Source organism: Nitrospirillum pindoramense (genome assembly GCF_007827955.1).
GTDB lineage: Bacteria > Pseudomonadota > Alphaproteobacteria > Azospirillales > Azospirillaceae > Nitrospirillum > Nitrospirillum amazonense_B.
The window spans coordinates 180,857-202,395 of sequence record NZ_VITR01000005.1 but is presented as its reverse complement, the minus strand read 5'-3'; the positions used below and the strand labels follow the sequence as shown (position 1 = coordinate 202,395).

Here is a 21,539-nt window from a genome sequence, read left to right as displayed (position 1 = left end):
AACCGCGCCAACCGGATCAGGATCAACCATTCCGATTCCGTCACCAGCAGTGCTTTTCCGAATAGCAAGATCAGCAGCGTTCCGGCGATGGGACTGGTTACTCTATAGTTCCGGCGTCCATGTCAACACCCCACGCCCACGGCATAGAAATGCCCGCCCAGCGCCGTGCGCACGCGATAGCCATAGGGGCAGGCGAGGTCGGTGTGCTCGGCGCGGGCCTTCCAGGAGGCGGATTGCCGCTCGGGCGGCAGGGTGACCTCATCGCTCTCGTCATAGACCAGGCTGGTCGAGGCGACGATGAATCCACCCCAGCCCCAGACCAACAGCTTGGGCTCGCCGGTATTCGGCAGGGCGCCGACCTGGGCCAGGTAGGAGGCGCGTCCCTTGGCGAAGTGCAGACGGTCCCCCAGGGACTGCGCGCCGCCCATGACCAGGCCGGGTTGCACCACCGTCACCAGGAAGGCCAGGGGCAGCAGCGCCAGGGATAGGGCGCGCCGAGGCCGTCCGTCACGGCGGGCCCGCACCGCCCGGCTTGCCGCCACCATCGCCACACCACACCAAAGGGCGAGGAGCGCCAGCAGCGCCAGGGCGTCGAACGGCGGTTCCCATTCCAGCGCCGTGTCGACCAGCACCAGGCCGGCGAAGAGGACGGCGGCGGCCGGGACGGGCCAAATAGCGGGACGGTCGGGGATGAGGGCCGCGATGGCCATGAGGCAGCTCGGGTAGGGCGATGAGGTTGCCTTACCCTAGCCGTGACGCCTTACCACCGGGTCCGCATTTGCCCAGCAGGACCGGGCACTTATCGTGCAGAACTTGTGCAGGCGGACGTCAGGGCGGGGTCTGCGGCGGGACCCGCGCCAGTTCCAGGATGGGCGTGTCCTTGATCAAATAGGGGCGCAGGTCATTCCACGGGATGGTCACTGCCGGCTCGCCTGCGGAATAGGGTGCCACCTCATAGGTTGCGAAGGCCACGCTCAGGCCGTCGCTGTCGAACTCCCAATGGGTAGGCTGGGCCACCATTGGCTCCAGATCCGCCGCGGTGCCGGTGAACACTTTATTGTCTGGGCCAATGATCCCCTGTTCCACCAGCCCGTCGTAGCAGCGCTTGGCCAGAAAGGCCCGCCATGGCTTGGCGGCGGCGAAGACGCGATCCGCCGTCAACTCCTTGCCCTCCTGGGCCAGGAAAAAGCGATTGGCGTTGTCGCTCATGCCATGGGCGGCGCCGTGGCCGTAATCCCAGGTGTCGACCTGGATTTCGGCCACATGGTCGGTGTAAGCGATCAGGCGGTAGGTGTTGACGATCTCCTCACTCGGTTCCGCCAGGCGGCCCGGCTTGGCCGCTTGCGTTTCGATGGTGGGGAATTTGGCCAGGATGCGGATATAGGCGTTCACCTGTTTGTCCTGCGGCCGCGTGCCTGCCACCTGGTCCATGGTGAATTCCATCGTGCCGGTATCGTCGGCCCCGTCGGTTCCGGCCTCGGTGGCGACGTCGAAGCGCTGCACCTGATAGACGGTCGCGGTGCCCACAGTGCGTAGCGACTGGGGCAGGCTGCCCAGTCGCTCTTTGTACTTGTCACCCAGGCAGCTCGAAACGCCGCCCGGGGGCGCGCCTTTCACTGGTTTGCAATATCGGTGGACGTAAACCAGCCAGTTGCGCTGGTTCTGTACCAGTTCTGGCCTGATGTCGGCCGGGGCCGCCGCCAAGGTCTGGCGATAGACGGCGGCCAGCTTTTCATCCGCCGCCGACAGGGACGGGTCGGCGCAGATCGCCTTTTCCACCGCCGTTTCCGCTTTGGCGCAGTCGAAACTGGCGGCGTTGGCTTGGTCCCTGAGAAGAAGCAGGCCGGCGGCGCAAACAAGGGCACGGGAAAAGCGCACTGGAAAACGTCCTTCGCTTAAGGGTCGGTCGGCAAGTGAAATAAGTCGCCAACCCTTCGCCACAACACCTCTCGTGTCGCCGGATCCACGGTGATGGCCTGCCGCTCCGGTGTCGCGCGCAAGATTGGTCCAATGCGCTCAGCCGGCATCGGCGTGTAGCCGTGGCGGCGGAACCAGGGGCCGTTCCAAGGTGGGGCCATGAAGGTCGTCAGGGTCAGCGCCTCCAACCCCAAGGTCCGGGCGTCGGCCAGGGCCTGCCCCAGCAGGGCGGCCCCGATGCCCTGGCCGGCGGCTTCAGGCGCCACCGAAATATTGGCGATGTAAAGCTGATCATCTTGCGGCTGCAGCAGGATGAAGCCGGTGGGGCGTCCGGCGCCATCCGCCACCCAAACGGTACCGGATGCCAGCCGTTCCAGCGCGATGGGCGGACGGTCGGCGATGAAGGCCAGCGGAGGCCAGTCGCGGTAGCGGCCGCGCGCCGCCTTTTCCAGCGTTCGCAGGGTTGCTCCTTCCTCCGGCAGCGCCCGTCGCAGCGTCACGCTCACGGCTTAGGCGGCCCGCTGTGCGCCGCCACCCAGTCGGTGATCAGGTCCAGGGCCATGGGGGCGATGGTCTGGGGGATGCGGGCGTATTCGGTGGGGGCGCCGGTGTCGGCGGCCTGGAACATGTGGTTCAGGCCGGGCACCTCACGGACTTCGGCCTGGGGATCGCCGGCCAGGGCGGCGCGCAGGGCGGGCAGGTTCTCCGCCGCCGACACCTGCAGATCCTTGGACCCGACCAGGGCCAGAACGGGTAGGCGCAGAGTGCGGAGGGTGGGGGCGGGATCGTGGGTCAGGAACCAGCGGTACCACGGCTTGGTGATCGCCTCGATCAACGCTTCGGAGGTGGCGACGTGGTTGTCGCCGCCGATGATACCGCCCTGCAGCAGGATGCGCAGGCGGGCGCGGGCGCGCTCCGCGTCCGTTTCCTCCTTCACGATGGCGTATTCGCGGCGATCCATATCCACCAGGCGCTCCGCCCCGCTGGGGCCGACGCCGGTGGCGCCGGCGATCAGGCGCTTCTGGGACAGCAGGATGTGTTCCCCATCCACGCCCGGCCCCGCCATCAGGACCAGCCAGGCGATGGCCGGGTCGCGGTCGGCCACCATGGGGGCGATCAGGCCGCCCTCGCTGTGGCCGATCAGGCCGATGCGCGCCGGGTCGATGTCGGCGCGGGTGCGGAGATAGGCGACGCCGGCCGCGGCGTCGGTGGCGAAGTCGGGCGTGGTGGCGGCATCGAAATCGCCGGTGGAGCGGCCCACGCCCCGGTCGTCCACCCGCAGCACGGCGATGCCGCGCCGGGCCAGCGCGTCGGCCAGCACGAGGAAGGGCTTGTGCCCGTCGATGGTCTCGTCCCGGTCCTGCGGTCCCGACCCGGTGATCAGCAGGGCCGCCGGAAACGGCCCCTTGCCCAGGGGCAGGGTCAGCGTGCCGGCCAGCCGCACGCCCGGGGCCCGGGGATTGTCATAGGCGACGTCGACCGCGCGATAGGGGAAGGGCGGGCGGGGGGTCTGTGGCCGCGCCTGCTCCGCCCATAACTGCGCCGTGGTCACCCGCGCCAGGGTCAGGGGCCGCGCCTGGCCCGCCTGGGTCCAGGTGCCACGCAGGCTCTGCCCGTCCGCCGTCAGGGCGCCGGTGTAGCCGCCCAGAATGCTGGGAATGGTGAAACTCACCTGGTCGCCGTCGCTGGTCACGCTGGGGATGGGAACGCCCATGACCTGCTGGTCGACGCTGTCCAGCGTCGCCGACAGGGATGTGGAGCCCTGGCCCACGCCCTGGCCGGCGGCAGCCACATGGAACATCAGGCGCAACCGGGTCGCCCCGGTATCCAGCGTGCCCTGCCAATCCCCGGTGAGAAGCGCCGGGGGCACCGGCCTGCCGGGTTGGGTCAGGGTGGGGGCGTCCGGGTGGGCCTGCGGGGTCCCGACCCAGAGGGCGGCAATGCCCCCGGCCACCCACAGCGCCATCATCCGGAACACCGCCCGCCGCCGCACCTTCCGTCGCCGCACCGCCCCTCCCCTTAACCTTGCCAGCTCCTTCATCCACCCGGTGTCCAAGCGTGGCGTCGGCGGCGGCATCTGTCCAGGGGGCAAGAGGTCAAGGCGCCTCCCTTCCCAAGGTGGCCGGCGTCAGGCCTGGAGCCGAAACTGCTCGATCCGCGTCTGGGTGTCGCCGACCAGGGTGGCGATGCCCGTCGACAGTGAGGCGGAGCGCTGGGCCAGCGACTTGACCTCGCCGGCCACGACGGCGAAGCCCTTGCCGGCATCGCCCGCCCGTGCGGCCTCAATGGTCGCGTTCAGCGCCAGCAGGTTGGTTTGGCCCGACACGCCGGAGATGGACCGCGCGATCTGGCTGATCTGCGTCAGGACATTTTCCATCATGGCCTCGGTTTCCTGGGCCGCCCGGCGGCGGGAGGTGACGTCCGTGGCGTACATGACGGTGCGCCGCAGTTGGCCGGCCACGTCGCGCAGGGGCTGCACCGTGGTGGTGAGGTGGATGTCGCCGCTCCCGCCCGTGAGGGTTATATCCGGACTCACCGCCGCGCCGGCCTGTAGGCGCTGGCGTTCGTCGCTGGAAAAAATAGTGTCGTAGCGCAGATAGTCGGCCGCCTGCCCCATGTCGGCGACGCCCAGCAGCGCCAGCGCCCGGGCATTGAGGTGCGCCAGGCGCTTGTCCCCGTCCCATTCGATGACGACGGTCGATTGCTCGATAGCATCGATCCGGCTGCTGGACTCCAGCGCCTGTAGCTTGGTGGCGTTGATGTTGGCCTGAACGGAGACGAAGCGCTCCAGCATGCCGGTCTTGGACAGGATGGGATTGATGGATAGGGAGATCCAATGTGGCTCTCCCGCCTTGGTATAGTTCAGGATCTCCTCATAGAACGGTTCGCGGCGGGTCAGCTTCTCCCGGATGCGGGCCACCGTCGCCGGGTCGGTGTGCGGGCCTTGCAGAATATGGCCCGGCTTTTTGCCCTTCACCTCGTCCAGGGTATAGCCGCTCATGCGGGTGAAGCCGGGATTGACGTACTCGATCAGCCCGTCGGCGCCGGTGATCAGCACGCTGTTGTCGGTGCCGTCGGCGACCAGCGACAGGATGTTGAACTGTTCCTGCCTACGGATCTCTTGAGTGATGTCGGTCGCGTATTTCACCACCTTCAGCGGTTTGCCGCTGAGATCCAGGATGGGGTTGTAGCTGGCCTCGATCCAAACTTCGCGGTCCCCCTTGCCGATGCGCTTGAACCGGCCGGCCTGGTATTCGCCCCGCGCGAGGCTGGCCCAGAAGTCCTTGTACTCGACGCTTTTCCTGTACTCCGGCTCGACAAACAGCTCGTGCCGCTTTCCTTTGATGTCCGCTAGGCTATAGCCCATCACCGTCAGGAAATTGTCGTTGGCGTCCAGGATGGTGCCATCCAGCGCGAACTCGATGACCGCCATGGCCTTGCCGATGGCCCGCACCTGGCCCTCGCTGTCGGCGGCGCGCAGCGTGCGCTCCGTCACGTCGGCCGCATACTTGACCACCTTCAACGGCTTGCCGCTGGGATCCAGGATGGGGTTGTAGCTGGCTTCGATCCAAACCTCGCGCCCGTCTTTCCCCAGGCGCTTGAACTGCCCAGCCTGATAGCGGCCTCTCGCCAGCTCTTCCCAGAAGCTCTTGTACGCGGGGCTGTCGCGGTAAGCGGCATCGACGAACAGGCTGTGATGCCGTCCCTGGATGTCGGCCAGGGTATAGCCCATGACCGTCAGGAAATTGGCGTTGGCGTCCAGGATGGTGCCGTCCAGGGCGAACTCGATGACCGCCTGGGATTTGTGGATGGCCGCTACCTGCCCGGCGAGGTCGATGGCCTTCCGCTTCTCATCGGTGATGTCGGCGGCGATCTTCAGGACCTTGACCACCCGGCCGCCCAGGCCGCGGATGGGGTTGTAGGTCGCCTGGAACCAGACCTCGCGGCCGTCCTTGCCCATCCGCTTGAACTCGGCCTGCTTGAACATCCCTTGTGCCAGGTCGCGCCAGAACGTCCGGTAGGCGGCGCCATCCCGCTCCTGCGCGTCCACGAACAGGCTGTGATGCCGGCCGCGGATTTCAGCCAGGCTGTAGCCGGTGGCCCGCAGGAAATTTTGATTGGCCTTCAGGATTTTTCCATCCAACCCAAACTCGATCATGGCCTGCGACTGGTCCAGGGCCTTCAGCACGGGATCGGTGATGAACGGAAGCCAAGGCATAATGAACGCTCCTGAAGTCGTCTGGTGATGACGGGGAAGCCAAGTATTGGACTTGGGTTCCGGCCACCATGACGACATTGTGCTTAATGAATTGTTTGGCCTGACCCTCAGTATAGTGTTCTGGTGTTGCGGGCCCGCGCCTGTGGAATCAGCGGTGGCGCTGGCCGGCGTCGCCCCCTACCATCGGCCGCTGGCGGAAAGGCGACAGGCAGGCCCATGATCGACAAGTTGGAATTCTTCATCGCGCTGGCCCGGGAACAGCATTTCGGCCGCGCGGCGGAGGCCTGCGGCGTCACGCAGCCGACCCTGTCGGCGGGCCTGAAGCAACTGGAAGATCAATTGGGCGTGCTGCTGGTCAACCGTGGCGCCCGCTATCTGGGCCTGACGCAGGAGGGGGAGCGGGTGCTGGACTGGGCCCGCCGCATCGTGGGCGACGCCCGCGCCATGCGGCAGGAGGTGCGGACCTTGCGCCATGGCCTCAGCGGCCATCTGCGCATCGCCGTCATTCCCACCGCCTTGGCCATGGTGCCCATCCTGACCACGCCCTACCGCGAGCGGCATCCGGGCGTGCGTTTCACCGTACTGTCGCGCACCTCGGTGGAGATTCTGCACCTGCTGGAAGGGCTGGAGATCGACGCCGGCCTGACCTATCTGGATAACGAGCCGCTGGGCCGCGTGCGCACCGTGCCGTTGTACCGGGAGCAGTACCGCCTGCTGATCTCCCGCGATGGTCCGCTGGGCGATCGCGCCCAGGTCAGCTGGGCGGAAGTGGGGGAGATACCCCTGTGCCTGCTGACGCCGGACATGCAGAACCGGCGCATCATCGACCGGCTGTTGGCCATCGCCGGCGTGACCTCGGCCCCCACCCTGGAATCCAATTCCATGATCGTGCTGTTTTCGCACGTGCGCACCGGCAAATGGGCCAGCGTGATGCCGGAGGTGCTGACGACCGCGTTCAGCTTTCCGGAGGAAATCCGCGCCATTCCCATCGTCGAGCCGGCCGCCGTGCATGACATCGGCCTGGTGGTGCCCTACCGCGACCCCATGACCCCCCTGACCGCTGCCCTGGTGGCGGAGGCGAAGAAGGTGTCGCGCACCTTTGGCGAACCGATGGCGCCATAAGCGAACACCCCCGGTAGCGGGGGCCACCGGGGGTGTTCTCATCCCATAGGATGAGGCGGGCTCAGTTCGACGCCACCAGCTTCTGCCGCACGTCGGCCAGCAGGGCGCGGGCCTCGGCCCGGCGGCCGGCGTCCCATACCGGCTGGGTCACCGACACCGGCGCCTCAAGGGCGTGGGCCAGCACCTTGGCCGACCGCTCGTATTCGCCCTGCTGCGACAGGAACTCACCATAGAAGTAATTGGATTCCAGGCCGTTGGGGCTGATGGCGATGCCGCGCTCCAGGTACTTGCGCGCCTTGCTGTCGCTGCCGAAGCCGATGGGGAAGCCCGGCATCAGATAGTAAAGCGAGCCCAGGTTCACGGCCGCGGCGCCGTCCAGGGCGGTGGGGTCGGTCTTGTCGGCCTGTTCGAACAGGTCGCGCGCCTTGCGCACCAACTCCAGCGAGCCGGCGTTCTGCTCATAGCCGGCGATGCTCCCCAGGATCAGGCCGGTGGCGATCATCGGCTCCGCCCGGCCGGGATACCGGGTCTGCAGGTCGGTGGCGCGGACCAGCAGGTCCCGCATCTTCTGCGCCTGCGCCTTGTCGTCCTGCATCTGGTACTTGATGACCGACCAGTCGCGCAGCAGCTGCGTCACGTCCTGCGCCACGGCCGGGTTGGCGGGAAGGCTGGCCGATGCCGCCGCCGTCACCGCCGCCGGGCTGTCGACCGAGGCGGCCCGCACCGCGATCGGCGCGGTCAACATCAGGCTCAGCACTGTCGAAGTCGCAATGAAAATACGCGCACGCATGATCCACGTCCCAAAAGACGGGCGTCCTAACTCGGGCGTCCTAAAGGGTTACAAGGGGGCCGCGGAGCTGTCGGTGACAGCCGGGCGGCACGATAGAAGTTTTCTATCGCAACATGGAACGGCTTCCTTGATTACGTTCCGGCAATAGCCAACTTCTTACGACAGGGAGAATGCCGGATAAGTGAGGCCACGGCTGTGATGTCTGCCACAACAACCACCCCTTGGGACCCTGAGAAAGCTGCGGAAGTCATTGCCGCACACCAAGATCTAGAAGGGCCTGCTTTGCCAATACTGCATGCCTTGCAGGAAACCTTCGGTCATGTACCACAGCAAGCGGTACCCCTGTTGGCGGAGGCGCTGAACCTCTCCCGCGCGGATGTCCATGGAATCGTGAGCTTTTATCATGATTTCCGGGATGCGCCGGCCGGCCGGCATGTCATGAAGCTCTGCCGGGCGGAGGCGTGCCAGTCCATGGGTGGCCATGCATTGGCGGAAAGGCTGCTTCACCGGCTGGGTCTGGATTGGGGCGGCACGACCGGTGACGGCCAATTAACCATTGAGCCCGTCTATTGCCTGGGCCTGTGCGCCTGCGCCCCGGCGGCGCTGATCGACGGCCGCCCCCTGGGCCGTCTGGACCAGGAGCGGCTGGACGCCGCCGTGAACGAGGCCCGCAACGATTGGTCACGCCCATGAACGCCGTCCCCCCCATATCCGCCGCTTCCACTCCCTCTGGCATCCGCATCTTCGTCCCCCGTGACGTCGCGGCCCTGGCGGTCGGCGCCGATGAGGTCGCCGGCGCCATCACGGCTCAGGCCGCCGCCCTTGGCGCCGCCATCACCATCGTGCGCACCGGATCGCGCGGCCTGTTCTGGCTGGAACCGATGGTCGAGGTGGAAACGGCCGAGGGCCGTGTCGCCTATGGCCCGGTGCAGGCTCGCGATGTGCCCGCCCTGTTCGCCGCCGGCTGGTTGACCGGGGGAAGCCACCCGCTGCGCATCGGCCGGCCCGAGGACCATCCCTTCCTGGTGCGCCAGACGCGCCTGACCTTCGCCCGCTGCGGCATCGTCGACCCGCTGTCGGTGGACGACTACAAGGCCGCCGGCGGCTATCGCGGCCTGGCCAAGGCCATCGAGATCGGCGGCGCGGCGACGGTGGAGGCGGTGACCAAGTCCGGCCTGCGCGGTCGCGGCGGCGCCGGCTTCCCCACCGGCATCAAGTGGAAGACGGTGCGCGATGCCGTCTCTGACCAGAAGTACATCGTCTGCAACGCGGACGAGGGCGACAGCGGCACCTTCGCCGACCGCATGATCCTGGAGGGCGACCCCTTCTGCCTGATCGAGGGCATGACCATCGCCGGCTTGGCGGTGGGCGCCACGCGGGGATACATCTATTCCCGTTCCGAATACCCGCACGCCAACGCCACCATGCGGGCCGCGCTGGACATCGCGCGGGCGGCCGGGCTGCTGGGCCGTAATATCCTGGGCTCCGACCTGGAGTTCCACCTGGAACTGCGGGTGGGTGCTGGCGCCTATGTCTGTGGGGAGGAGACGGCGCTGCTGGAAAGCTTGGAGGGCAAGCGCGGCGTGGTGCGGGCCAAGCCGCCCCTGCCGGCGCTGAAGGGCCTGTTCGGCCGTCCCACCGTGGTCAACAACCTGCTGTCGCTGGCGACCATCCCCGTCATCCTGGATCTGGGCGCGCAGTATTACGCCGACTTCGGCATGGGCCGCTCGCGCGGCACCATGCCCATCCAACTGGCTGGCAACGTCCTGCATGGCGGCCTGTTCGAGACGGCCTTCGGCATGACCCTGGGTGAGATCGTGATGGAGGTGGGCGGCGGCACCGCCAGCCGCCGGCCGGTGCGGGCGGTGCAGGCGGGCGGGCCCCTGGGCGCCTATCTGCCGCCCAGCCAGTTCGACACGCCCTATGACTATGAGGCCTTCGCCGCGCGCGACGCCCTGATCGGCCATGGCGGCCTGGTGGTGTTCGACGACACGGTGGACATGGCCCACATGGCCCGCTTCGCCATGGAGTTCTGCGCCGAGGAATCCTGCGGCAAATGCACGCCCTGCCGCATCGGTTCCACGCGCGGGGCGGAGGTGGTGGACCGCATCCTGGCGGGCCGGGACGTGGCGGCCAACATCGAGCTCCTGGAAGACCTCTGCAATACCATGAAGTTCGGGTCGCTGTGCGCTCTGGGGGGCTTCACCCCCTATCCGGTGCTGAGCGCCATCCGCCACTTCCCCGAAGATTTCCACCGCGGGCGCCTGCCCGCCGCGGCTGAATGAAGGAGGGTCCGGCCATGGGCTTGGTTCCTGAGATCGACTACGGCACCCCGCATCCCCGGGGCCTCAAGGGCGACACCGACGCCAAGATGGTCACCCTGACCATTGATGGCGAGACGGTGACGGTGGCGGAGGGCACCTCCATCATGCGCGCCGCCATGGACAGCGGCGTCACCATCCCCAAGCTGTGCGCCACCGACATGCTGGATGCCTTCGGCTCCTGCCGGCTGTGCCTGGTGGAAATCCAGGGCCGGCCCGGCACGCCAGCCTCCTGCACCACGCCGGTGGCCCCGGGCATGGTGGTGTCGACCCAGACCGAACGGCTGAAGCGCCTGCGCAAGGGGGTGATGGAGCTTTACATCTCCGACCATCCGCTGGACTGCCTGACCTGCGCCGCCAATGGCGACTGTGAGCTGCAGGACATGGCCGGCGCCGTGGGCCTGCGCGAGGTCCGCTATGGCATGGAGGGGGCCAACCACCTGGTCCAGGCCAAGGACACGTCCAACCCCTATTTCACCTTCGACCCGTCGAAGTGCATCGTTTGTTCCCGCTGCGTGCGGGCTTGCCAGGAGGTGCAGGGCACCTTCGCGCTGACCATCCAGGACCGGGGCTTCGCCAGCAAGGTTTCGGCCGGCATGGATGAGGACTTCATGGACAGCGAGTGCGTCAGCTGCGGCGCCTGCGTCCAGGCCTGTCCCACCGCCACCCTGATGGAAAAATCGGTCATCGAGATCGGCCAGCCGGAGCATTCCGTCGTCACCACCTGCGCCTATTGCGGCGTGGGCTGCACCTTCAAGGCGGAGATGCGCGGGACCGAGCTGGTGCGCATGGTTCCCTATAAGGATGGTGCCGCCAACCGGGGCCATTCCTGCGTGAAGGGCCGCTTCGCCTGGGGCTACGCCACCCACCGCGAACGCATCCTGAAGCCCATGATCCGGGCCAAGATCACCGACCCGTGGCGCGAGGTGTCGTGGGAGGAGGCGATCAGCCATACCGCCAGCGAATTTAAGCGCATCCAGGCCAAGTACGGCCGCGGCTCCGTCGGCGGCATCACCTCCTCGCGCTGCACCAACGAGGAAACCTACCTGGTGCAGAAGCTGGTGCGCGCCGGCTTCGGCAACAACAACGTCGACACCTGCGCCCGCGTCTGCCACTCCCCCACGGGCTATGGCCTGGGCACGGCCTACGGCACCTCCGCTGGGACCCAGGACTTTGACAGTGTCGAGGATACCGACGTCGTCATGGTCATCGGCGCCAACCCCACCGACGGCCACCCGGTGTTCGGCTCCCGCCTGAAGAAGCGGCTGCGCCAGGGCGCCAAGCTCATCGTCGTGGACCCGCGCCGCATCGACATCGTCAAGACGGCGCATGTCGAGGCGGCCCACCACCTGCCGCTGCTGCCCGGCACCAACGTCGCCGTGGTCACGGCCATGGCCCACGTCATCGTCACCGAGGGCCTGGTGAACGAGGCCTTCGTGCGTGAGCGCTGCGATTGGGACGAGTTCCAGGACTGGGCGGCCTTCGTCGCCGAGGAGCGGCATAGCCCCGAGGCCATCGCCGAGTATACCGGCGTCCCGGCGGCGGAGCTGCGGGCGGCCGCCCGCCTCTATGCCACCGGCGGCAACGCCGCCATCTACTACGGCCTGGGCGTGACGGAACACAGCCAGGGCTCCACCACCGTCATGGCCATCGCCAACCTGGCCATGGCCACCGGCAATCTGGGCCGGCGGGGCGTGGGCGTGAATCCGCTGCGCGGCCAGAACAACGTCCAGGGCAGCTGCGACATGGGGTCCTTCCCCCACGAGCTGCCGGGCTACCGCCATGTCCATGACGACGCCACCCGCGCCATATTCGAGGACATGTGGGGCGTGACCCTGGAGAGGGAGCCGGGCCTGCGCATCCCCAACATGCTGGACGCGGCGGTCGAGGGCACCTTCAAGGGCCTGTACGTCCAGGGCGAGGACATCGTGCAGTCCGACCCCGACACCCACCATGTCACCCATGGCCTTGAATCCATGGAATGCGTGGTGGTGCAGGACCTGTTCCTGAACGAGACGGCGAACTACGCCCACGTCTTCCTGCCGGGCTCCACCTTCCTGGAAAAGGATGGCACCTTCACCAACGCGGAACGGCGCATCAACCGCGTGCGCCGGGTCATGCCGCCGCGCAACGGCTACGCCGACTGGGAGATCACCCAGTTGCTGTCCAACGCCCTGGGCTATCCCATGACCTACGGCCACCCGGCGGAGATCATGGCGGAGATCGCGGCCACCACGCCGGGCTTCCGCAACGTGACGTACCAGATGCTGGACGAACGCGGCTCCGTCCAGTGGCCCTGCAATGACGAGGCGCCGGACGGTACCCCCATCATGCACATCAACGGCTTCGCCCGCGGCAAGGGCAAGTTCGTGCTGACGGAATACATCCCCACGGATGAACGCACGGGCGCCCGCTTCCCCCTACTGCTGACCACCGGCCGCATCCTTAGCCAGTACAATGTCGGCGCCCAGACCCGGCGGACCGCCAACAGCGAATGGCATAAGGAGGACAGGCTGGAGATCCATCCGCATGACGCCGAGAACCGTGGCGTGCGCGACGGCGACTGGGTAAAGCTGCAAAGCCGGGCGGGGGAGACCACCCTGCGCGCCCTGATCACCGACCGGGTGTCGCCCGGTGTGGTCTACACCACCTTCCACCACCCCATGACCCAGGCCAACGTGATCACCACCGACTATTCCGACTGGGCCACCAACTGCCCCGAATACAAGGTGACGGCGGTGCAGGTCAGCCCCAGCAACGGCCCGTCCGACTGGCAGGAGAGGTACAAGACCCACAGCGACCTCAGCCGCCGCATCGTCGGCACGGATGCCGCCGAATGACGGACCGCGTGACGCCGCTTCCTCAATCCCCCCCGCCTGACGCCAGCCGCCCGGCGACCCGTGTCGCCTGGCGGGATGGCATCCCGGTGGAAGGGATGCGTGTGGTGGCGGAGGAAACGGCGGTCGCCATCAGCTATGACAGCGCCGCTTACGCCGTGCTGATGGCGACCCCGCGCGACCTGGAGGACTTCGCCCTGGGGTTCAGCGTGACCGAGGGCATCATCGCCAGCCGCGATGACATCGCGGACCTGGAACTGGTGGTGGTGCCGGAGGGGGTGAACGTCCGCCTGTGGCTGGCCAAGACGCCGGGGGCCGCGCTGGAACGCCGCCGCCGCCGCTTGGCCGGACCCATGGGCTGCGGCCTGTGCGGCCTGGAAAGCCTGGCGGAGGCGACGCGCTCCCTGCCGGTGGTGCCGCCTGGCTTCACCGTCGATGCCGACCAGGTCGCCGCCGCGCGCGATGACCTGGCCAGCCATCAGCCGCTGTTTGAGGAAACCCGCGCCGTTCACGCCGCCGGGTTCTGGCTGGCGGAGCATGACGGACAGTCGGGCCGCATGGTGGCGGTGCGTGAGGATGTGGGCCGCCACAACGCGCTGGATAAGCTGGCCGGAGCCCTGATCCGGGGCGGGGTGGACGCCACCGCCGGCATGGTGGTGATGAGCAGCCGGGTGTCCGTGGAACTGGTGCAGAAGGCCGCGGCCATGGGCGTGCCCGTGCTGGTGGCCGTCTCCGCCCCCTCCGCCCTCGCCATCCGCACGGCCGAGGCCGCGGGTATCACCCTGGTGGCGGTGGCGCGGCGCGACGGGTTCGAGGTGTTCACCCATCCCGGCCGGATCGTGCCGGCCAGGAATGATGACAGCGTTCAGCAAGGGAAAGCACGGCATGTCGCCTGACAAGCTGGTCTACATGGCCAACCAAATCGGCAAGTTCTTCACCAGCCAGCCGGGCGACCAGGCCGCCGCCGGCATCGCCAACCACATCACCAAGTTCTGGGAGCCGCGCATGCGTCAGGCGATCCAGACCCATGTCGCCCAAGGTGGCGCCGGACTGGACCCCGATGTGCTGAAGGCGGTGGAAAGTTTACCTAAGGTAAATTAACCGGAAATCGTGTAATACCCGCCACGGCAGGTGGCGGTTGGCGCTCCGCAAGGGCGGCCGTCTTTTTTTGTCGGCTGAACAAAGCGGGTGACGCCCAATGGATACGGTGACCTCGGCCCCCCCGACGGGGGGCCCATCCGGCTCGATTCTGGATCGCGACCGGATCGTCGCGAAGGCGGGATTCAATCGGTGGCTGGTGCCGCCGGCGGCGCTCGCCGTGCATTTGTGTATCGGCATGGCCTATGGCTTCAGCGTGTTCTGGCTGCCGTTGTCCAAGGCGTTGACGGGCACGGATGAGGCGGCGTGCAAGGATATTTCCCTGCTGGCGGCCTTGACCACCACCACCTGCAACTGGCGGGTGGCCGATATCCAGATCATGTACACCCTGTTCTTCGTCGTCCTGGGCTCGGCGGCCGCGCTGTGGGGCGGCTGGCTGGAACGGGCCGGCCCGCGGCGCGCGGGCGTCGTCGCCACCTTCTGCTGGTGCGGCGGCATGGTGGTCTCGGCGGTGGGCATTATGATCCACCAGCTCTGGCTGGTGTGGCTGGGCGGTATCGTTGGGGGCGTGGGTCTGGGCTTGGGCTATATTTCGCCTGTTTCCACCCTCATCAAATGGTTTCCCGATCGGCGCGGCATGGCCACGGGCATGGCCATCATGGGTTTCGGCGGCGGTGCCATGATCGGCTCGCCCCTGGCCAACATCCTGATCAATCACTTCAAGGGCCCGCAGGGGCCGGGCGTGTGGCAGACCTTCCTGGTCATGGCCGCGATCTACTTCGTCTTCATGCTGGCCGGCTCCTTCGGCTACCGTATTCCGCCGGCGGGTTGGCTGCCTGACGGCTGGACACCGCCCGCGGCGGCGCGGCGGGCCATGATCACCCACCGCCACGTCCACCTGGGCGACGCGCACAAGACGCCGCAGTTCTGGCTGATCTGGGCGGTGTTGTGCCTGAACGTCAGTGCCGGCATTGGTGTCATCGGCATGGCCTCGCCCATGTTGCAGGAAATCTTCGCGGGTACCCTCTTAGGCCATCCCGAACTGGGCTTCGACCAATTGGACCCCAGCCAAAAAACGACCATCGCCACCATCGGCGCCGCCTTCGCCGGCCTGATCTCCCTGTTCAACATCGGCGGCCGCTTCTTCTGGGCCTCCCTGTCGGACAGGATGGGGCGCAAGATGACCTACTGTGTCTTCTTCGTCCTGGGCCTGCTGCTGTACGCGGCGGCCCCCAGCTTGGCCCGCGCCGGCAGCGTCGCCCTGTTCGTGCTGGCCGTCGGCGTCATCCTGTCTATGTACGGCGGCGGCTTCGCCACGGTGCCGGCCTATCTGGCGGATATTTTCGGCACCCAGTTCGTGGGCGCCATCCATGGCCGGCTGCTGACCGCCTGGTCGGTGGCGGGCATCGCCGGCCCCACCGTCGTCGGTTACATCCGCGAGGCGGAACTGGCGTTGAAGGTGCCGAAGGATCACGTCTACGACGTCACCTTCTATGTCCTGGCCGTGTTCCTGGTGCTGGGGCTGCTGTGCAACCTGGCCATCAAGCAACTGGCGGTAAAGTGGTTCATGAGCGACGCCGACGTCGCCGCCTTGCAGGCGAAGACCGCCAGTGCCAAGGCGGTCGGCGGTTCCTTCGGCATCGGCCGGGGGGGCGTGGACGGCCCGGCCATCCTGGCCTGGCTGGCGGTGGGCCTGCCCATCCTGTGGGGCGTGTGGACCACTCTGCAGAAGGCGGCGCCGCTGTTCAATTGAACGCGGTCTAACGACAAGGGGCGCCCCTGACATTCAGGCGCGCCCCAAGTCGTTTTTAAACTTCTTCCCTTTTCCTAGGACGCGTCGGCGTCCGCTGGAGCTTTCCGGGGAGCGGTAGCGGACTGGAAAGCGAGGACGGCAAGGGCCCGGATGGGCCCGCCCGCAAGGGCAAAGCAAACTTCCGCCCGCAGGGCATCCTGAAAACTACTGCGCCGTCCAGCCGCCATCCATGGGCAGGGGCACGCCCGTCATCTGGGCGGCGGCGTCGGTGCAGAGGAAGGCGGCCAGTTCGCCCAGCTCTTCCGGCGTGGTGAACTTCTTGGACGGCTGCTTTTCCGACAGCAGCTTCAGCTCGGCGTCCTTTTCGCTGATGCCGTCTTTGGCCGCCATGTCCTTGATCTGCTTTTCCACCAGCGGGGTCAGCACCCAGCCGGGGCAGATGGCGTTGGCGGTGATGTTGATCTCCGCCGTTTCCAAGGCGGCCACCTTGGTCAGGCCGACCACGCCGTGCTTGGCCGCGACATAGGCCGACTTGAACGGGCTGGCCACCAGGCCATGGGCGGAAGCGATGTTGATCAGCCGGCCCCAGCCCTGCTTCTTCATGTGGGGCAGGGCATAGTGCATGCCCCAGAACACGCCCGACAGATTGATGGCGATGATCGCGTTCCACTTTTCCTCGGGGAAATCCTCAATGGCCGCCGTGTACTGGATGCCGGCGTTGCTCACCAGGATGTCGATGGACCCGAAGGAGTCCACCGTGGTGTCGATCATTTCCTTGATGGCGGACGGCTTGGAGATGTCGGCCGCGTTGTAAAGGGCGCGGATGCCGAACTCGCTTTCCAGGCCGCTGCGGATCTTTTCGATCTCCGCCGCGTCGCCGAAGCCGTTCAGCATGATGTTGGCGCCTTTCGAGGCCAGGACGCGGGCGATGCCCAGGCCGATCCCACTGGTGGAACCGGTGACGACGGCGGATTTACCCTTCAGCATGACTACCCCTATATGTTGAGGATGTGCGTGTGAATCTCGTTACCGTTGGCATCACGCGGCCGGTGGCGATGGCCGCCCCATACCCCTGATGGCGCCTTTGATATAAGGCCATGTGTGCGCCGCCGAAAGCCCCGCCCATGGCCTAAACCGTTGTCATAGGCCGATTGCCGTCTGAATCGACAAACCGCGGCGGCCGGGTACCTCGTGCCGCCGGGCCCAGCCGGGGGCTGACGCGCACGAACGATTGCCCGGTCATCACATAACTGTCACCGTCTACGGATATTACTGATGGACACACTCTTTATTGCGGCCTGAAGGTCCGATCCCTCCTTGATCTTGATGCCTGAAGAGAGTCAGGCCGGCATTCCCCGGCAGGGCAAACAGGGACAGCCGGCGTCGGCGCCTGTGGCGGCCCCTGCCGTCACCCCACCCGCGCCAGCAGGGGGCCCGGCGGCAGGCAGCCCTACGCTGCCCCCCCGCTGGCGCGACGTTGTGGCGCACCTGGGATTCGCTTTCCAGCCCATCGTCCAGGTGCGAACGGGCCGCGTCCATGGGCATGAGGCCCTGCTGCGCGGGGTGGAGGCGGCGGGATTTTCCGGCGTGGCGGCTCTGTTCCAGGCGGCGGTGGATGACGGCGTGCTGCCGCTGTTGGAAGCGCATGTCCAGGCCTTGGCCGTGGCCGCGTTCCTGGGCGCCGGCGGGACGGCCGACGTCCGCCTGTTCCTCAACATCCATCCCCAGGCCCAGGGCCAGGTTCCCCCGCCGCCGCAGGCCGACCAGCTGCATCTGGTGTATGAGGCGACGGGCGCCGGCCTGATCACCACCCGCGCCGGCCGTGATGGTGGTGACCGGCGGGGGCGGGTCGACATCGCCTTCGACCGTTTCGGCGTGGGTGTGGCCGACTTTCAGCGCCTGCTGGCCAGCCCCCCCAGCTACGTGAAGATAGACCGCGCCTTCATCAGCGGCGTGGATGGTGACCAGGCCAAGCGCGCGCTGCTGGGCCAACTGGTGGGCAGTGCCCATGCCCTGGGCCTGGCCACCATCGCCGTGGGCGTTGAAACCTCGCGTGAGTTTTACGTCTGCCGCGACCTGGGGTGTGACCATGTGCAGGGCTTCCTGCTGGGCCGGCCGGCCGCCGGCCCCCTGGCCGAAGCCAGCGAGATCGCCGAGTCCCTGAGCCGCAACGATCGGCGCCGTCCGGCACCGGCGCGGCAACGCCTGTTCGAGCTGATCGAGCGCATCGCCCCCCTGCCGCTTGAGGCGCCCAAGGCCAAGCTGCTGGAGTATTTCGGCAACCTGGCCGCGCCGCCGGTGGTGCCGGTGGTGGACCGGGCCGGCGTGCCGCGCGGCCTCATCCGCGAACGCCACCTCAAGCCCTTCGTCTATTCCCGGTATGGGACCGAGATCCTGCGCAACCGGTCTTTCGGCAACACGCTGAAGGACTTCGTCATCCCCTGTCCGGTGTGCGACATCGGCACCCCCTTGGAGCGCGTGATCGAGCTGTTCGCCGAGGCGGCGGACAGCGACGGCGTCATTATCGTGGAGGGCGGGGAATATGTCGGTTTCCTCAGCAGCCAGTCGCTGGTGCGTCTGCTGCATGAGCACCGCCTGGCCACGGCGGTGGACCAGAACCCTTTGACCCGGCTGCCCGGCAACAACGCCATCACCGCCCAGGTGGAGACGCTGGTCGCGGATGCTGAGCGCGACCACGTGCTGATCTATCTGGATTTCGACAACTTCAAGCCATTCAACGATTATTTCGGCTTCCGCCAGGGGGACCGGGCCATCCTGATGTTCAGTGAGCAGCTGAAGGTCCAGGCCGCCGCCCTGGGCGGCTTTGCCGGCCATATCGGCGGGGACGACTTCTTCCTGTCGTGCAGCGGTCTGACCCCGGATCGGGTGCGCGAAAGGCTGGTGGCCTTCCTGAACCGCTTCCGTTCCGACGCCGAAAGCCTTTACGACGTCGAGACGCGGGAACGCGGCTGGTTCGAAGCCAAGGACCGCGAGGGGCGGCTGCGCCGCTATCCCCTGTTGCGGGTCAGCGCGGTGATGGTGCCGCTATTGGCCGGCGCGGCCCGGCCGGGGCTGGAAACACTTGTGGAACTGATCGCCGTCCATAAGACTGCGGCTAAGGCGGCGCCTGACAACCTGTTCCTGGTGGCGGGATGACGGATGCCGTCGTCCGTCGACGGTCCCGGAAGGTCGGGGGGCGTCGGCCTGAACATAAGAGATTTGGGGCGCTATTCTCCTTGGCCAGGTTCTCTTTCCACCAGGCGGCTGGTGATCCAGCCGGCCCGATCACGTCCGGTTCCGGCGCGTCCAGCGCGGGCATGGGCGGTGCGGCGGCGAGCGGCACCGAAGCCCATGACGATTCGCCGTCCGACGGGATGCCGGGAATCGACGGCGGCCCCCGCGTCGCAGGCTCCCGCTTCCATTGGTCGTTCTGGTCCTCCTTGTCCTTCAAGGAGGGGGTGCGCGGAGCAATCGCCGCCTTGCTGATCGGTTTCGCCTTTTCGGCGGTAGAGATCGGCTGGGCCGCCAGCCGGGAGCGTGAGAAGGTCCTCACCATCGTCGATGACATCGCCGCCCAGGTGGAGGGCAGCGCCGCCATCGCCGCCTGGAACCTGGATTCCCAGTTGGCCAACCAGGTCATCATGGACAACCTGAAGCTCCATGCCGTGTCGGGCGTGGAGATCCTGCTCAAGGACAATGAGCGCCTGGCCGGCGTGCGGCGCAAGCCGGCGCAGGACGGCTGGCTGACGGGGCCGCTGTCACGCCTGGTGTTCGGCGACCTCTCCACCATCCGCCGGCCCCTGCGCCAGCCCAACAGCCCCAACGGCGAGATCATTGGCGAGCTGCGGCTGGACCTGGACCCGGTGGTGCTGGCCCGTGACCTGCTGATCCTGGCCGGCACCGGCCTGCTCAGCGGCGTGCTGCGCAACCTGTTGCTGGGCCTGGCGCTGGTGGCCGTGCTGCATCGCTATGTTACCCGACCGCTGTTCAGCCTGGGCCGCTCCATCGCCCGCATCGATCCCGACCGGCCCCTGGAAACGGCGATGCCCCTGCCGTCGGGCCATGAGCGGGATGAGCTGGGCTACATCGCCGCCCGCACCAATGAGTTGCTGGCCCGCTTGGCCTCCAGCCAGGAGGCGCAGCGGCGCATGGCCACGCGCGACTTGCTGACCGGCCTGCCCAACCGGGTGCTGCTGACCGAGGAACTGGGCCGCTCCCTGCCCAAGGCGGAACGCGCAGGCTATAACGTCGCCGTCTTCCACCTGGATCTGGACCGCTTCAAGACCGTCAACGAAAGCTACGGCCTGGACGTGGGGGACCGCGTCCTGCGCGAGGTCGGCGACCGGCTGACCAGCGTTCTGCGCGCCGGCGACAGCGTGGCCCGCCTGGGCGCCGATGAGTTCGCCGTGGTCGCCGAGGATATCGCCCAGCCGGAGATGGCGGCCCGTCTGGCGGAGCGCATCCTGGAAACCCTGGCGGTCCCCTATGCCATCGATGGCCATTCCGTATCGCTGACCGCCAGCGTCGGCGTGGCGCTCTACCCTGGCGATGGCCGCGACCCGGAGCCGCTGCTGCGCGGCGCCGATGTCGCCATGTGCACCGCGAAGGCGGCGGGGGGCGGGCGGTACCGCTTTTTCGCCCGCGAGATGATGGATAGGGCGGTGGCCCGCCTGCACAACGAAACCGCGTTGCGCCGTGCCATCGAGGAAAGCCAGTTCGTCCTCTATTACCAGCCCAAGCTGGAGACGCTGACCCGCAAGCTCAGCGGGGTGGAGGCGCTGCTGCGCTGGCAGAAGGCCGACCGCCTGGTCATGCCGGGGGATTTCATTCCGCTCGCGGAAGAAACCGGGCTGATCGTGCCCATCGGCGCCTGGGTGCTGCGCACCGCGTGCGCGCAGGCGGCGCGCTGGCTGGCCATGGGTCATTCCGTTCCCGTATCGGTCAACGTCTCCGCCCGTCAGCTGCAGGAGGCGGGCCTGGTGGATCTGGTGGCCGATTGCCTGGCCCAATCCAACCTGCCGCCGGAACTGCTGAACATCGAGATCACCGAGACCAGCATGATGCGCGACCTGGACCACAGCGAGGCGCTGCTGGAACGGCTGCGCTGCCTGGGCGTGGGGATCAGCGTCGACGATTTCGGCACCGGCTATTCCTCCCTCGCCTATTTGCGGCGCCTGCCGGTGACCGCGCTGAAGCTGGACCGATCCTTCGTCAACGACATTCCCGCCGAAACCGCCATCGCCACGGCGGTTCTGAACCTGTCGCGCAGCTTTGGTCTCAAGACCGTGGCGGAAGGTGTTGAGACGGAAGAGCAATGGCATTGGCTGGGCCAGCAGGGCTGTGACGAGGTCCAGGGCTTCCTCTTCGCCCGTCCCATGCCCGTCGACCTGCTGGAGCGCGACTTCCTGAAGGGATGACGCCGCATCCCCTACAACCATAGGACAATACGCGGAGGCGCCGGCCCGGGGGTACAACAAGACTG

Annotated in this window: 16 protein-coding genes; 9 read left to right on the top strand and 7 right to left on the bottom strand. The window is 67.3% G+C overall.

Annotation, left to right across the window (positions count from 1 at the left end):
- Nucleotides 1–122: 122 nt before the first annotated feature.
- The 5 genes from FBZ90_RS09995 to FBZ90_RS28360 form a co-directional block, all read right to left on the bottom strand.
- Nucleotides 123–710 carry a hypothetical protein gene (locus FBZ90_RS09995; RefSeq protein WP_145731608.1) on the bottom strand — a complete coding sequence of 196 codons (588 nt, stop codon included), beginning with the start codon at nucleotides 708–710 and terminating at the stop codon, nucleotides 123–125.
- A gap of 118 nt (nucleotides 711–828) precedes the next feature.
- Nucleotides 829–1,878 carry a DUF3298 domain-containing protein gene (locus FBZ90_RS09990; protein WP_186455709.1) on the bottom strand — a complete coding sequence of 350 codons (1,050 nt, stop codon included), beginning with the start codon at nucleotides 1,876–1,878 and terminating at the stop codon, nucleotides 829–831.
- A 17-nt stretch (nucleotides 1,879–1,895) separates the two neighbouring features.
- Nucleotides 1,896–2,423, bottom strand: coding sequence for a GNAT family N-acetyltransferase (locus FBZ90_RS09985; protein WP_145731603.1), 528 nt, complete (start codon nucleotides 2,421–2,423; stop codon nucleotides 1,896–1,898).
- On the bottom strand, nucleotides 2,420–3,925 hold the full coding sequence (locus FBZ90_RS09980) for an alpha/beta hydrolase family protein (protein WP_186455708.1): 1,506 nt from the start codon (nucleotides 3,923–3,925) through the stop codon (nucleotides 2,420–2,422). Before FBZ90_RS09980 ends, FBZ90_RS09985 begins: the two co-directional genes overlap by 4 nt.
- A gap of 120 nt (nucleotides 3,926–4,045) precedes the next feature.
- Nucleotides 4,046–6,136 (bottom strand): methyl-accepting chemotaxis protein, encoded by a 2,091-nt coding sequence (locus tag FBZ90_RS28360; RefSeq protein WP_186455707.1) that lies wholly within the window; start codon nucleotides 6,134–6,136, stop codon nucleotides 4,046–4,048.
- Between the two features lie 216 nt (nucleotides 6,137–6,352).
- Here FBZ90_RS28360 and FBZ90_RS09970 point away from each other — a divergent pair, with 216 nt between their 5' ends.
- The gene (locus FBZ90_RS09970; protein ID WP_145731597.1) at nucleotides 6,353–7,258 is read left to right on the top strand and encodes a LysR family transcriptional regulator; all 906 of its coding nucleotides are present in this window, start codon (nucleotides 6,353–6,355) and stop codon (nucleotides 7,256–7,258) included.
- 61 nt (nucleotides 7,259–7,319) lie between these two features.
- On the opposite strand, the gene FBZ90_RS09965 is transcribed toward FBZ90_RS09970, so the two are convergent.
- A complete protein-coding gene (locus tag FBZ90_RS09965) occupies nucleotides 7,320–8,048 on the bottom strand; it encodes a tetratricopeptide repeat protein (RefSeq protein ID WP_145731595.1) in 729 nt (242 codons plus the stop codon).
- Between the two features lie 198 nt (nucleotides 8,049–8,246).
- Between FBZ90_RS09965 and FBZ90_RS09960 the strand changes: the two genes are divergently transcribed.
- From FBZ90_RS09960 to FBZ90_RS09935, 6 genes are all read left to right on the top strand, one after another.
- On the top strand, nucleotides 8,247–8,741 hold the full coding sequence (locus FBZ90_RS09960; protein ID WP_145731956.1) for a formate dehydrogenase subunit gamma: 495 nt from the start codon (nucleotides 8,247–8,249) through the stop codon (nucleotides 8,739–8,741).
- A complete protein-coding gene (locus tag FBZ90_RS09955; RefSeq protein ID WP_145731593.1) occupies nucleotides 8,738–10,333 on the top strand; it encodes a formate dehydrogenase beta subunit in 1,596 nt (531 codons plus the stop codon). The genes FBZ90_RS09960 and FBZ90_RS09955 overlap by 4 nt, the downstream gene beginning before the upstream one ends.
- Nucleotides 10,334–10,347: 14 nt before the next feature.
- Nucleotides 10,348–13,209 (top strand): formate dehydrogenase subunit alpha, encoded by a 2,862-nt coding sequence (gene fdhF, locus FBZ90_RS09950; protein WP_145731591.1) that lies wholly within the window; start codon nucleotides 10,348–10,350, stop codon nucleotides 13,207–13,209.
- Nucleotides 13,206–14,102, top strand: a complete 897-nt coding sequence (gene fdhD / locus FBZ90_RS09945) for a formate dehydrogenase accessory sulfurtransferase FdhD (RefSeq protein ID WP_145731589.1) — start codon at nucleotides 13,206–13,208, stop codon at nucleotides 14,100–14,102. Before fdhF ends, fdhD begins: the two co-directional genes overlap by 4 nt.
- Nucleotides 14,092–14,307: a formate dehydrogenase subunit delta gene (locus tag FBZ90_RS09940; protein WP_145731587.1), complete on the top strand. Its 216-nt coding sequence runs from the start codon at nucleotides 14,092–14,094 to the stop codon at nucleotides 14,305–14,307. The genes fdhD and FBZ90_RS09940 overlap by 11 nt, the downstream gene beginning before the upstream one ends.
- Before the next feature lie 97 nt (nucleotides 14,308–14,404).
- Nucleotides 14,405–16,057, top strand: a complete 1,653-nt coding sequence (locus FBZ90_RS09935) for an OFA family MFS transporter (protein ID WP_145731585.1) — start codon at nucleotides 14,405–14,407, stop codon at nucleotides 16,055–16,057.
- A 204-nt stretch (nucleotides 16,058–16,261) separates the two neighbouring features.
- On the opposite strand, the gene FBZ90_RS09930 is transcribed toward FBZ90_RS09935, so the two are convergent.
- Complete coding sequence (locus tag FBZ90_RS09930) at nucleotides 16,262–17,044, bottom strand: 3-hydroxybutyrate dehydrogenase (protein ID WP_145731584.1); 783 nt, start codon at nucleotides 17,042–17,044, stop codon at nucleotides 16,262–16,264.
- A gap of 339 nt (nucleotides 17,045–17,383) precedes the next feature.
- Between FBZ90_RS09930 and FBZ90_RS09925 the strand changes: the two genes are divergently transcribed.
- Nucleotides 17,384–19,213 carry a GGDEF domain-containing protein gene (locus FBZ90_RS09925; protein WP_246130256.1) on the top strand — a complete coding sequence of 610 codons (1,830 nt, stop codon included), beginning with the start codon at nucleotides 17,384–17,386 and terminating at the stop codon, nucleotides 19,211–19,213.
- Between the two features lie 80 nt (nucleotides 19,214–19,293).
- On the top strand, nucleotides 19,294–21,474 hold the full coding sequence (locus FBZ90_RS09920; RefSeq protein ID WP_145731582.1) for a putative bifunctional diguanylate cyclase/phosphodiesterase: 2,181 nt from the start codon (nucleotides 19,294–19,296) through the stop codon (nucleotides 21,472–21,474).
- Nucleotides 21,475–21,539 lie beyond the last annotated feature (65 nt).

Coding starts and splice junctions, on each gene's coding strand:
- FBZ90_RS09995 (WP_145731608.1), bottom strand. CDS start 710: ATGGCCATCGCGGCCCTCATCCCCGACCGTCCCGCTATTTGGCCCGTC.
- FBZ90_RS28360 (WP_186455707.1), bottom strand. CDS start 6,136: ATGCCTTGGCTTCCGTTCATCACCGATCCCGTGCTGAAGGCCCTGGAC.
- FBZ90_RS09970 (WP_145731597.1), top strand. CDS start 6,353: ATGATCGACAAGTTGGAATTCTTCATCGCGCTGGCCCGGGAACAGCAT.
- FBZ90_RS09965 (WP_145731595.1), bottom strand. CDS start 8,048: ATGCGTGCGCGTATTTTCATTGCGACTTCGACAGTGCTGAGCCTGATG.
- FBZ90_RS09960 (WP_145731956.1), top strand. CDS start 8,247: ATGTCTGCCACAACAACCACCCCTTGGGACCCTGAGAAAGCTGCGGAA.
- FBZ90_RS09955 (WP_145731593.1), top strand. CDS start 8,738: ATGAACGCCGTCCCCCCCATATCCGCCGCTTCCACTCCCTCTGGCATC.
- fdhF (WP_145731591.1), top strand. CDS start 10,348: ATGGGCTTGGTTCCTGAGATCGACTACGGCACCCCGCATCCCCGGGGC.
- fdhD (WP_145731589.1), top strand. CDS start 13,206: ATGACGGACCGCGTGACGCCGCTTCCTCAATCCCCCCCGCCTGACGCC.
- FBZ90_RS09940 (WP_145731587.1), top strand. CDS start 14,092: ATGTCGCCTGACAAGCTGGTCTACATGGCCAACCAAATCGGCAAGTTC.
- FBZ90_RS09935 (WP_145731585.1), top strand. CDS start 14,405: ATGGATACGGTGACCTCGGCCCCCCCGACGGGGGGCCCATCCGGCTCG.
- FBZ90_RS09930 (WP_145731584.1), bottom strand. CDS start 17,044: ATGCTGAAGGGTAAATCCGCCGTCGTCACCGGTTCCACCAGTGGGATC.
- FBZ90_RS09925 (WP_246130256.1), top strand. CDS start 17,384: ATGCCTGAAGAGAGTCAGGCCGGCATTCCCCGGCAGGGCAAACAGGGA.